We start from the raw sequence: 11,917 nt of genomic DNA, 5'->3' as shown, positions 1-11,917 counted from the left end.
AAATTGATCTGTTTAAACCAAAAAAAGACCCTGCAATAATATATGCAGGGTCTAAAATAAGGTTTGGGACAAAGGGTGTACGTATTAACTGTTTTCCAGATTGCCTCATTTCTTTATCCCTCAATCAATCCATACTTCACAAAACTATGATACAATCCATCTTCCTCTACTGTTCCAGTAATATCATCTGCAATGGCTTTCAGACCTGGCTTTGCATTACCCATGGCAATTCCGGTGTTACAAAATTCCAACATCTCGGCATCATTCATGCCATCACCGATGGCAAATGTATCTTCTTGGGACATGCCCAGATGATTCAGCAGATCGGCGATTGCAATGGCTTTGTGAATGCCAGGGATCATCAGTTCACCACTTCCTTCACCAAAGATCGGCACAGTGCACTGAATGACTTCGAATTTCCCTTCAAACTCTTGCTTGATCCGCTCAAACGGGATGGCTGAGCTCTCCAAGAAACATACCTTATTCACATCATCCTTATACAGGTCGGCCTCTCCATACGTTAATCCGGCAATAAACGGGTGCGGTTTCAGTTCCTTCTTCTCTCTGGCTACAGGGTCATTCTCCACATCACCATAGATACGGCGTTCCAGGTGAGGTTGAAGATTGCTACTCGCATACAATGCCGAATTAGATTCAAGGTAAAAGTCAATGCCGTTTTCATTGAAAAAATCGACCATATGTCGAACATCTTCCGCTGTTACCCTTTTGTGATATAACACGTCCTTGCCAAACTCCACATAACCCCCACCTGCACCAATCAGACCATCGAATCCGACATCCCAGATGGAATCATAAATTTCTGCTTTGGATCGGCCTGTACATAAATAGAGCAGATGTCCGTTCTCTCTGGCCTGTTTACAAGCCTTCTGTGCTGACAACGGAATACTTCCGTCATCGTCGACCAATGTGCCATCAATATCAATAAAAACAATTTTTCGCTTCATTTCTTGCATCTTCTTATGCCCCCATCATGTATCTCGTATATGTCTATGTTGTTGTATACAAGAGTTATAGTATCATCAATCAATTTTTCCAAAATGTGGTCAGAATTTCGGTTCTGTTACAATGGTTACTTACATGCCAACTTGTCCATATGTACGGTTTGCCAGTCATCATCCTGCTCAGCAATAACCGTAAACCCTTGGCGTTTCCAGAAATCTACGGCTCCTGCCAAGAAGCGATGTGTATGCAAATACAGCGTCGTATAGTGCATATCCTTTACCACGCTCTCCAGTTCGTTCATCAACATCGAGCCAATGCCAAACCTACGATACGCGGGATCTACATAACATTTTACTATTTCGGCAGCCGATCGAGCTGCATATCGACCTTCCACAGCTTCGATGCGTCCATCATAAGGTAATATTCCAATAGAACCGACGATGCCCGCATCCTCCATCATTGCAACAAGAAAGATCGAACCATCGGAGTGCAGATAATGTTCTCTGAACTGCTCGAAGTCCACAGGCAATTTCGTATGATCCATCATCGGAAACACTTCTCTGCGTACACGCATGGCAAAATCAATGGCGTCATGAATCTGGTGTGCCTGAACTGGTGTGACTGTCGGTATACTCTGAAGTTGTGTCAATAAAACCACATTCCTTATCCTCTGTATTTAGGAGTTACCTCTCGGCCCTGCCTTAAATCTTGTTCATGCCAAAGTGGTTCTCTTCATATCATCTTACCGAATTTATCCCTTCCTATCAATCTATCTACACTACTATCCAAATTGCAAGAGTGCCCGCGCAGTCTGATAGAGTTCGCATACGATAAGGCGTGTCACAAATCATATTGGAGGGATAAACGCTCATGTGGTTATGGTTAGGTGTTTTTGTTTTCATTTTGCTAGTAATCGGGTTCATGTATCGTTATCTGGACCAACTTGCCGAGAGCAAGTTTCATCCGCACGCTCCCAAGCAGCTCTTCGTCAAATTCAAGGAAGGTACAACCGAGGATGAGATGCATACCCTTCACAAAAAAGGGAGATGTAAGGTCGCTGAGACCTATGAAGATTTAGGATGGTACCGTGTGGAATCCCGCAAAAAAATGCACCGGATGCTGAAACATTACAAAGATCATGAGCTTATTGAACATGCAGAGCCGAATTACCTCGTTGAGGCTTCCTTCACTCCTAATGACCCTTTCTTTCCTTATCAGTATAACCTGTCCAAAATCAATGCACCCGCTGCATGGGATATTACTCAGAGTAACAACTCTGTCAAAATCGCCATTATCGACACCGGTGTACAGCTAAACCATCCAGAATTGGCCTCCAAGCTCCTCCCCGGTTATGATTATGTTGATTATGATAACATCCCTGAGGACGGGAACGGCCACGGCACCCATGTAGCCGGGATCGCTGCCTCCGTTACCAACAATGGAGTGGGCATCGCAGGCGCTGCTCCACTCGCATCCATCGTTCCGCTCCGGGTACTGGATAACAAGGGGCAAGGAACGATAGGTAATGTAGGTAACGGGCTTGTCTTTGCTGCCAACAACGGTGTACAGGTTGTTAACCTGAGCCTTGGTGGGCCGATGGGGAATGCTTTCCTTCAAGCTGCCGTACAGTATGCTTGGGATCGAGGAACTGTGATTATTGCCGCAGCCGGTAACGACAACACTTCATTCCCAATCGTACCCGCATCGTATCCCAATGTGATTGCTGTCGCTTCAACCAACCCTTCCGATCTCAAATCCAATTTCTCCAACTATGGTTCCTGGGTGGATATGGCTGCACCGGGTGATACCATTCTTTCCACATACCTGGGTGGTTCCTATGCCTACCTTAGCGGGACATCCATGGCTGCCCCTCATGTGGCTGGAGTGGCTGCACTTCTCGCTGCACAAGGGAAAACAAATGCTCAAATTCGGGACGCGCTGTGTTTCGCTTCTGATCCGGTATCAGGCTCCGGGATCTACTGGACATATGGTCGACTGAATGCTTATCAGAGCTTGCAGGTGCCATAATACACCTACTATTGCTCATGATTGCACACAGGGCATATCCTTTCCATTTTTACACAAATAAAAAAACGAAGGGGCATCTGTAAGTAAGATGCTCCTTCGTTTGGTTAAAAAGTATTCGATGTTACACTTTTGCTGCCCAAAGCTCTATTTCAATTTTTATCTCTGGTAGACCTAACGCTGTAATGTATCCAATCGTCATTGCAGGATAATCCGTACTAAATAATTGTCCCCACTCGGCATATAAGAAATCCCAATCGATTTCCTCGGTTGCCCATACGTTCACTTTGATAATATGTTCAGCATCTAAGCGCTCAGATTCGAGCACTGTTTTAATATTATTAAATGTATTCGTGACTTGCTCATTCAGACTCTCTGGAAAAAGTCCATTGCGATCTGCTCCAATTTGACCCGAAGTCACAAATAACTCTGCATTTCTCGGGATTCTTGTAATATGCGTGTACTGACCTACAGGAGCTGGCATATTTTCTGGATTTTTTCTAGTAATTTTGTCAATATTCATTTGGATTACCTCATCATTCTTAAGATTTTTCTGCGTTATTTCCTAGTTTTATTCCGATTTTGGGCAGACTTCACCCTTGGAATAGATTCTAGAAAAAGACAGCAGTGGAGTATCCATATCCCGAAGATATAAACGCAAGTGATTTTTTCTTCATGAGTGGATGCTCCTCCCTTCTTAAGTGACAAGATTCTCTTCATTTCTTTATTATATCTGAAAGCCACATCAAGGGTCAAATTCATCCCCTCATAGACAAAGAGCAATCCCGTAATAACGAGACTGCTCTTTGTTTATTCTATAGCGTTGGACCCCTTGTATCAGAAATATTGTGCGCCATTACTCGCAATGACATCTTTGTACCAGTGAAAACTCTTCTTTTTCACTCTGCGAAGTGTGCCCGTACCATCATTATTTCGGTCTACATAGATATAGCCATAACGTTTCTTCATCTCTCCGGTACCCGCACTGACCAGGTCAATCGGTCCCCAGCTTGTGTAACCTATGAGCTCTACACCGTCTTGAATCGCTTCAGCCATTTCGGCAAAATGACTATTCAAATATTCGATGCGATAGTCATCTTCAACGGAGTCATTGTCTAACAACACATCGGTTGCTCCAAGTCCATTTTCTACGATAAACAAAGGTTTGCCATAGCGGTCATGCAGTTGATTAAGCGTAATTCGAAGCCCCTTAGGATCAATGGTCCACCCCCACTCGGAAGCTTGCAGATAAGGGTTCTTTACTGAACCAAATACATTGCCTTCTGTCGAATCTTTCAAAATCTCAGGGTCCGTACTGGTGCACCGGCTTGCATAATAGCTAAAACCGATATAATCGACCGTGTTCTGCATCAAGATCTCTGCGTCTTCCGGTTGCATGTCAATCCAAATGTCATTTTCTCTGAAAAATCTTTTCGTATAACCCGGATATGCTCCCTTCGATTGTACGTCGATGAAGAAGAACGATTCACGATCTTTCTCCATAGCCTTCCATACGTCATCCGGGTTAGAGCTGTATGGATACACCATTCCAGCGGCTAACATACATCCAATCTGTGCATCCGGAATGATCTCATGACAAGCCTTAACAGCAAGTGCACTCGCTACCAATTCATGATGTGCTGCCTGATACAGAATCTGATCTTTGTTTTCACCATCCTGAAGGACAATGCCCGCTCCAATATACGGAAGATGCAGCAACATGTTGATCTCATTAAACGTCATCCAGTATTTCACTTTATTCTTGTATCGATTGAATAGCGTCGTCCCATATTTCTCAAAGAAACCAATCATCTTGCGGTTCTTCCACCCGCCGTAAGTCTCGACCAGATGTACAGGTACATCGAAATGGCAGATCGTCACGACAGGTTCAATGTTGTATTTTAATAACTCATCAAAGACATCATCATAAAATTGCAAGCCTGCTTCGTTTGGCTCCGCTTCATCACCATTAGGGAAAATCCGTGCCCAGGCTATGGAAAGCCTGAGGCACTTAAATCCCATTTCTGCAAATAACGCAATATCTTCCTTATATCGATGATAGAAGTCAATGGCTTCATGTGAAGGATAGAATTCCCCTGTTTTTGGTTCATACGAATCCAGGTTACCCAGAGCAATATTCCATCGATTGGCACCAATCGGAATCAGATCTACCGTTGTTAAACCTTTGCCACCTTCCAGATAAGCACCTTCCAATTGATTCGCTGCGGTTGCTCCTCCCCAGAGAAAATTCTCCGGGAAGGCTGTAAACTTTTCATTCATTGAGGAGTTCCTCCTTAACCAGCCTTAGTTTGAATTAGCTTAATACCGTGATCAATTTATCTTTCTCATGAACGGATGCATCTTTTGTTCCTACAACGTCCAGATAATTTGAAGTATTAGTCACAATGATCGGTGTAACCGTCTCATACCCTGCATCCTTAATGGCTTGCAGATCAAACTCAACAATCAGGTCACCTGCGTTAACACGGTCTCCATCTTTCACATGGGTTGTAAAATGTTGACCTTTCAGTTTGACCGTATCCTGTCCAATATGGATCAGCATCTCTACACCATCATCGCTAACAAGACCAATGGCGTGTTTGGTACGATATACGGTTTGAACAACACCTGTGATTGGAGATACCACTCTACCACTGGTTGGACGAATTGCAATCCCTTTACCCATGTGCTCTCCTGCAAACGTTACGTCATTAATTTCGTTCAGTGCAACAACTTCACCAGCCATTGGGCTGACGATTTCGTATCTGCTGTTCGGATTTGGATCAAGTACTGGTGCTGGAGCTGGTGTAGCTTCTACTTTGTCTTTAAATCCAACCACGTATGTCAGAATAAAACCAAGGATGAACGCGATACCACATGCAACCAGAGCCATATAGAATCCGGAATCAACGCCTGTTGCCTTATTAATGAAGCTTGGGAAACCGAACACACCCAGTCCACCAAAGATGTATAATTTTGAACCGGCCAATCCCAAGATACCGCCACCGATACCACCTGCAATACAGCTCATGATAAACGGTTTTTTCAGTGGAAGTGTCAGACCGTAAATTGCTGGCTCCGTTACACCGAAGATCCCAGAGATGAAGGCCGGAATACCTAAAGATTTCAATTTCGTATTTTTGGTTTTCAGTATAACCGCAAGTACAGCACCAATTTGGGCAAAGGAAGCAGCGAAAGACATGGCAATTACCGGATCAGCCCCAGAAGTACTCAAGTTAAGAAGCATGACTGGTACGAGTCCCCAGTGGAGCCCAAACAGTACAAACACTTGCCACAAACCACCGATAATCAAACCTGTAACAACTGGACTTAAATCGTAGATGCCTGTTGCTCCTGCACCAATCAACTGTCCTGCCCAAGTGGATACTGGACCAATCAGAATGAATGTTGCCGGAACGATAACGAGCAAAGTAAAGAATGGAACAAGGAACGTGCTAACGACTTTAGGAATAATATTTTTAAAGAATCTTTCAATTTTAACAGCGAAGAATGTAGCAATAATGATTGGAATAACCGATGTTGAATAACTCATCAGAATAACTGGAATACCCAGGAACGTAATGTGAATCGGTGATTCAATTAACGTACCTGCAAACAGGGTGTACAATGGATCTCCAGCAGTCAGGCCGGACAGCGTAGGATAAACTAATGAAGCACCTATCGCCATACCCAGGAATGGTGAACCGCCAAATTTCTTGATTGCCGTGTAACCAAGGAAGATCGGGAAGAAGTAGAACAGACAGTCACCCGTTGCATTCAACAGTTGGTACGTTCCAGAAGTGTCTGTAATCCATCCAAAGGATAAAAACATGGCTGTGAAACCTTTGATCATACCTGTGGCAGCCAGCAAACCGAGTAACGGTGTGAACACACCGGAGATCATATCGATAAATCGGCTGAACAACCCTACTTTTTTGCCTGAGTTGTCAGTTTCCTCTTCCATTTGTCCTTCACTTGGGAAATTCCCTACTTTAACAACTGCTTTATATACATCCGGCACTTCGTTGCCGATAACAACTTGATATTGTCCACCACTTTGCATGACGGTAATAACACCTGGCAGATTTTTAAGTTCTTCCGTTTTGGCTACGCTTTCATTTTTTAGTTTGAACCGCAGTCTTGTTACGCAATGGAATACACTGTTTACGTTCTCGCGACCACCTACACGTGACAGAATGTCCTTAGCTAATTGATCGTAGTTGCTCATTGTAATTCTCCCTCTCTAAGTAGACTCCCCATGACTTTTGAAACAAATAAAACCTGAACCACTGAACATACACAACATACCGGATCGTCCGGAAATCAGTCGTGTTATTCAGCAATTCAGGTTTTGCCCTTAACGGTTGCAACCCTGTAAGGCTGTACACATTGGTATTTAATTATTTGGATAACGAAAGTAAGTTACATTCCATACCCTCTGAACTGAGGATGGTCGGCATTGCCTGATTGAACAGTTACAATCCGATTGATGTATGCGCTTACTTCTTGAACTCATCATAGTACATCTGAACTACGTTTGCAACACTTATTTTTATTAATTTCACAAATACATTTGAGTGACCGAAAATGAAAAACAGAGACCACTTCGAAAACTTCAAAGTGGTCTCTATAGAGCTAATGCTCAGATTAATAAAATACGCACTAAAGCAGAATTAACCAATAACCGTAACCAATTTATCCTTTTCTTGCACTTCACGACTTGTTGTAGCAACCACGTCCAAATAATCAGCCGTATTAGTTACAATAATCGGTGTTACGGTCTCATATCCCGCCTCAATAATGGCCTGCAGATCGAATTCAACGATCAGATCGCCAACACTCACACGATCTCCATCTTTCACATGTGCAGTGAAATGTTGACCTTTGAGTTGTACCGTATCCTGACCGATATGGATCAAAATCTCTACACCTTGATCATCTACAAGACCAATTGCATGTTTGGTACGATAAATCGTCTGTACCACACCATTAATCGGGGATACAACTCTCCCACTGGTTGGGCGAATAGCGATCCCTTTACCCATATGTTCACCAGCAAATGTAGCATCATTAATTTCTTGCAAAGGAACCACCTCACCCGTCATCGGGCTGGCAATTTCGTAGCGATTGTTTGGATTAGGCTCAAGTGCAGCCTTCTCTTCTTTTACTGGCTCTGGAGCCTGTTTGGCAGCCTCTGGATTAGCAGGATCTTTGAATCCTACAAAATAAACGAGAACAAAACCTAGTACAAAAGCAATGATAGTGGCAATCATGGCCATCCAGAATTCATAGTTGACTCCCTCTGTGGGACTAATCAGCGCTGGAACACCAAAGATTCCTGAAGCAAATACAAACATTTTGGAGCCAGCGAAGCCAATAATACCACCAGCGGTTGCAGAAGCAATACAACTCATAATAAATGGTTTCTTCAATGGCAAAGTAAGACCATAAATAGCAGGCTCAGTTACACCAAAAATCCCGGACACAAAGGCAGGAACACCCAGTGATTTGAGTTTGGTATTTTTCGTTTTAAGCATAACGCCAAGAACGCCACCAATCTGAGCAAAGGAAGCAGCAAACATCATAGCCAGAATCGGGTCTGCTTTCAGTGTGGACAGATTCAGCAGCATAATTGGTACGATACCCCAGTGTAACCCGAAGATCACCAACACTTGCCACAATCCACCAACAACAATACCGGTTACCAACGGACTCAAGTCATAGATGCCCGATACCCCGGCACCAATCAGCTGACTTGCCCATGTTGCGATTGGACCAATCAAGAGGAATGTTACAGGTACAACAATCAGAATCGTAAAGAATGGCGTGAGGAACGTTCTCACAACAGATGGAATGATCTTTTTGAAGAACGCTTCTACCTTTGCTCCAAAATAAGCAGCAATAATAATCGGAATGACGGATGAGGAATAACTCATCAAGATAACGGGAATACCCAGGAACGTGATATGAATCGGTGATTCAAACAATGTGCCTGCAAACAGCGTATAGAGCGGTTCCCCACCACTAAGACCGGATAAGGTCGGATATACAAGTGATGCTCCGATGGCCATCCCGAGGAATGGAGATCCACCGAATTTTTTCATAGCTGTGTAACCCAGGAAGATCGGGAAGAAGTAGAATAGACAGTCACCTGCCGCATTCAACAATTGATATGTTCCTGAAGACGGGTCCAACCATTCGAGAGAAGTAAACATGGACAGGAAACCTTTGATCATCCCTGTTGCAGCTAGCAATCCGAGAATTGGTGTAAAGACACCTGAGATCAAGTCGATAAACTGACCCAAGAGACTCTCTTTTTTACCGGAAGATTCTGAATCATCACTTGAGACCGGTTCGTCCGCATTCATATTACTCACCTGTAACAAGGCTTTATAAACATCAGACACTTCGTTACCCACAACTACCTGGTATTGCCCCCCGCTTTGCATTACCGTTATGATTCCAGGCAGATTTTTGAGTTCGTCTGTTTTGGCATTATTGTCATTTTTTAATTTGAAACGAAGTCTGGTCGCACAGTGCACCACGCTGTTAATGTTCTGTTTTCCACCAACGCCAGACAGAATGTCTTTGGCTAATTGCTCGTGTTTCATGAAGTCTTTTCTTCCTTTCTGGCTAGACACGGATTCAAAGCATATTGGAGAGAATAAAAAAACCTGAACATCTGAATGTATGGAACACCCGGTTAACGGTATGTTCAGTCATTCAAGCGTTCAGGTTTTGCCCTAGTGGTTGCAACCCTGCAAGCTGATCTATGGGATTATTCAGAAGTTGCATTCACAACTCTCTCAATATGAATCGTTAAGTACATCAATTCTTCGTCAGTTAGTTGATACGTGTAGTTGCTTTCAATGAATTTCTTGATTTTCTCCGAGCACTTGTGCGCTGCTGGATACTTTTTCTGAATCATCAGGAACAATTCATCATCGTTGTTGCTCTTGTAATGTTTTCCCTTCACCAAACGTTGGGCGAAAAACTTCAAATGCGTCACAAAGCGATAAAATGTCAGTGAGTTCTCATCAAAATCAATCTTGAAATGATACTTGATGATTGTCAAGATTTCCTGCATGACCTGCGTCATACTCTTGATGTTGGGCATTTCCTCGTTCAAAGCTGCATTAACAAAGTGAAGTGCCATAAAACCGGCTTCGTCCTCGGGCAAGATCACACCAAACTGATCACAGATCATATTGAGCGCTTCCATTCCGACTTCATATTCCTCTTTGTATAACTGCTTCGTCTCCCAGATTAAACCGTTGCGTATGGGCAGATTCTTGCGATACCGCTCAATGGCAAAGTGAATATGGTCTGTGAGATGTAAGTAAATGCTCTCATTTAATTTCTTGCCAAGTTTTAATTTGGCGTAAGCGATGATTTCCTCGGATACTTTCATGTATTCCAGAGGAATGCTTGAGATTAATGCCTTGAAGTTTTCCTGAATATCTTCATTCTGTAAAGTAAATATCTTGTCGATATGCTGCTCGGAAACCATATCACCCGCCCGCTTCTGATAAGCAATCCCCCGGCCAATGATAATAACTTCCTGTTCGTCATTCATTGCAACTACAGCATTATTGTTCAGCACCTTCTCGATTTTCACTTTATCACTCCAATATACAGAAAAAGACAAACCAATCCCTTTTCTCAAGGTATACGGCTTTGCCTGATTCAACAGTTACAACCCGATATGTTGTACGCGCTTCCCTCATAATATTACAAATTTCTACACAGTGCAACAAAAAGTTAATATCGAATTAGCATGACTCCTGATCTAGGTAAATATACTCACAGGAGTGAGCAAATCAAGAATTATTTTACAGGAATTCACGGTTTATTGTTTTTGCTTTCTTTCTCCAGTTCAGCTTCAATTCTTCGATTAATCATGTTCATTTCTTCTGAATCCAAACGATCAACTTGAGTGTATTCTTTATCCAACTCGTACTCTTGCGCCTCGCCTTTGTTCATTAACCCCAGATGATTCTTGATGTCTCGGATATCTTCACGCATATGTATCGTCTGACGGTATTGATCTACAACAAGTGCAAAAATAATGCCCCCAGCCACTATTGGACCAAATGGGATCAGATAACATAAAACAAGTCCTATGAGCAAAAATAAAACAAAGTACATGATGTAATGCCCCTCTCATATAAAGTATCTACTTTGCTAAGTTAGACGTTTCTCAGATTACAAATTAAAGCGTTCCTGGATTAACTGTGCCACTTCATCCGGACTCTTGTGTGTGTTATCAATCCGTATGTAGTGCTCATGCTTGATTTCTCCCGGTTCCGAATTCAATCGATATAGCTTCATCGTATCAAGCAAATCTCGCTCAGACCACGCGATGTCTCGCTTGGTTGGCTTATGCAGCAGCCGATGCGGACTCTTGTTACGCTCCAGTCTTTCTGATGCATCAGCCTCCAGTTCCACATAACAGACCTGTCCTCCATTAGATTCGAATAACTCGCTGATTTGACGAATGTACTCTCCGTCTTGCTTCAGGTCAAAAGCCCATACAAATGTAAAAATCAGACCCGGTAGGTCACTCTTCGCCACTTCTTCAAAAATCTCCTGACGGAACAGATTAACCAGTCTTTTGCCTTGTGGTGTACCATAGCTGAAATAAGGAGACACCAATTCAATGGTCATATGGTTATGAAACAATTTAAGCTTTGTTATCTTCTCCAGTTCTTGCCCAACCGTCATTTTGCCCACAGCCTGCGGACCAAAAATAATCACCAATTTCATTTGATCACTCCTGACAAGGTGGTGTTCATTCCATTAATTCAATTTTATGGACATTAAACTCTATAATACCTTCATTAGGGCAAATAAAAAAGAGGTTTCAAGTGATTCCCTCAACGCGTGGAGGGCTTGAAATCTCTTATCTTAAATTACATATGTTTATTTA

Annotated in this window: 10 protein-coding genes; 1 reads left to right on the top strand and 9 read right to left on the bottom strand. The window is 42.9% G+C overall.

The annotated features are described in order from the left end of the window. Nucleotides 1-113: 113 nt before the first annotated feature. Nucleotides 114-974 (bottom strand): Cof-type HAD-IIB family hydrolase, encoded by an 861-nt coding sequence (locus CXK86_RS10085; protein WP_179087837.1) that lies wholly within the window; start codon nucleotides 972-974, stop codon nucleotides 114-116. A gap of 116 nt (nucleotides 975-1,090) precedes the next feature. Next, nucleotides 1,091-1,612, bottom strand: a complete 522-nt coding sequence (locus tag CXK86_RS10080) for a GNAT family N-acetyltransferase (protein ID WP_083684390.1) — start codon at nucleotides 1,610-1,612, stop codon at nucleotides 1,091-1,093. A 221-nt stretch (nucleotides 1,613-1,833) separates the two neighbouring features. On the opposite strand from CXK86_RS10080, the gene CXK86_RS10075 reads away from it, so the two are divergent. After that, entirely contained in the window at nucleotides 1,834-2,991 is a 1,158-nt protein-coding gene (locus CXK86_RS10075; protein WP_076250112.1) for a S8 family peptidase, read from the top strand. Nucleotides 2,992-3,112: 121 nt separating this feature from the next. Here the strand turns inward: CXK86_RS10075 and CXK86_RS10070 are convergent, their stop codons facing one another. From CXK86_RS10070 to CXK86_RS10040, 7 genes are all read right to left on the bottom strand, one after another. After that, the gene (locus CXK86_RS10070; RefSeq protein ID WP_076250110.1) at nucleotides 3,113-3,511 is read right to left on the bottom strand and encodes a RidA family protein; all 399 of its coding nucleotides are present in this window, start codon (nucleotides 3,509-3,511) and stop codon (nucleotides 3,113-3,115) included. Between the two features lie 314 nt (nucleotides 3,512-3,825). Beyond that, nucleotides 3,826-5,268 carry a 6-phospho-beta-glucosidase gene (locus CXK86_RS10065; RefSeq protein WP_076250109.1) on the bottom strand — a complete coding sequence of 481 codons (1,443 nt, stop codon included), beginning with the start codon at nucleotides 5,266-5,268 and terminating at the stop codon, nucleotides 3,826-3,828. Nucleotides 5,269-5,302: 34 nt separating this feature from the next. Then, nucleotides 5,303-7,216: a beta-glucoside-specific PTS transporter subunit IIABC gene (locus CXK86_RS10060; protein ID WP_076250107.1), complete on the bottom strand. Its 1,914-nt coding sequence runs from the start codon at nucleotides 7,214-7,216 to the stop codon at nucleotides 5,303-5,305. A 445-nt stretch (nucleotides 7,217-7,661) separates the two neighbouring features. Continuing rightward, nucleotides 7,662-9,599 carry a beta-glucoside-specific PTS transporter subunit IIABC gene (locus tag CXK86_RS10055; protein WP_076250105.1) on the bottom strand — a complete coding sequence of 646 codons (1,938 nt, stop codon included), beginning with the start codon at nucleotides 9,597-9,599 and terminating at the stop codon, nucleotides 7,662-7,664. Between the two features lie 167 nt (nucleotides 9,600-9,766). Further along, complete coding sequence (gene licT / locus CXK86_RS10050) at nucleotides 9,767-10,606, bottom strand: BglG family transcription antiterminator LicT (RefSeq protein ID WP_036613486.1); 840 nt, start codon at nucleotides 10,604-10,606, stop codon at nucleotides 9,767-9,769. 224 nt (nucleotides 10,607-10,830) lie between these two features. Further along, the gene (locus CXK86_RS10045) at nucleotides 10,831-11,136 is read right to left on the bottom strand and encodes a hypothetical protein (protein WP_076250104.1); all 306 of its coding nucleotides are present in this window, start codon (nucleotides 11,134-11,136) and stop codon (nucleotides 10,831-10,833) included. Nucleotides 11,137-11,193: 57 nt separating this feature from the next. Next, a complete protein-coding gene (locus tag CXK86_RS10040; protein WP_076250102.1) occupies nucleotides 11,194-11,754 on the bottom strand; it encodes a DEAD/DEAH box helicase family protein in 561 nt (186 codons plus the stop codon). Nucleotides 11,755-11,917: the final 163 nt, after the last annotated feature.

The sequence above is a fragment of the Paenibacillus sp. BGI2013 genome (assembly GCF_002843485.1).
Taxonomy (GTDB): Bacteria; Bacillota; Bacilli; order Paenibacillales; family Paenibacillaceae; genus Paenibacillus; species Paenibacillus amylolyticus.
Note: the sequence above shows the minus strand (reverse complement) of the source record. Positions and strands in the feature narration are given on the sequence as shown.

Bases quoted from the DNA above. Each gene is read 5' to 3' on its own strand.
- CXK86_RS10085 (WP_179087837.1), bottom strand. From the start codon at position 974: ATGCAAGAAATGAAGCGAAAAATTGTTTTTATTGATATTGATGGCACA.
- CXK86_RS10075 (WP_076250112.1), top strand. From the start codon at position 1,834: ATGTGGTTATGGTTAGGTGTTTTTGTTTTCATTTTGCTAGTAATCGGG.
- CXK86_RS10070 (WP_076250110.1), bottom strand. From the start codon at position 3,511: ATGAATATTGACAAAATTACTAGAAAAAATCCAGAAAATATGCCAGCT.
- CXK86_RS10065 (WP_076250109.1), bottom strand. From the start codon at position 5,268: ATGAATGAAAAGTTTACAGCCTTCCCGGAGAATTTTCTCTGGGGAGGA.
- CXK86_RS10060 (WP_076250107.1), bottom strand. From the start codon at position 7,216: ATGAGCAACTACGATCAATTAGCTAAGGACATTCTGTCACGTGTAGGT.
- CXK86_RS10055 (WP_076250105.1), bottom strand. From the start codon at position 9,599: ATGAAACACGAGCAATTAGCCAAAGACATTCTGTCTGGCGTTGGTGGA.
- CXK86_RS10045 (WP_076250104.1), bottom strand. From the start codon at position 11,136: ATGTACTTTGTTTTATTTTTGCTCATAGGACTTGTTTTATGTTATCTG.
- CXK86_RS10040 (WP_076250102.1), bottom strand. From the start codon at position 11,754: ATGAAATTGGTGATTATTTTTGGTCCGCAGGCTGTGGGCAAAATGACG.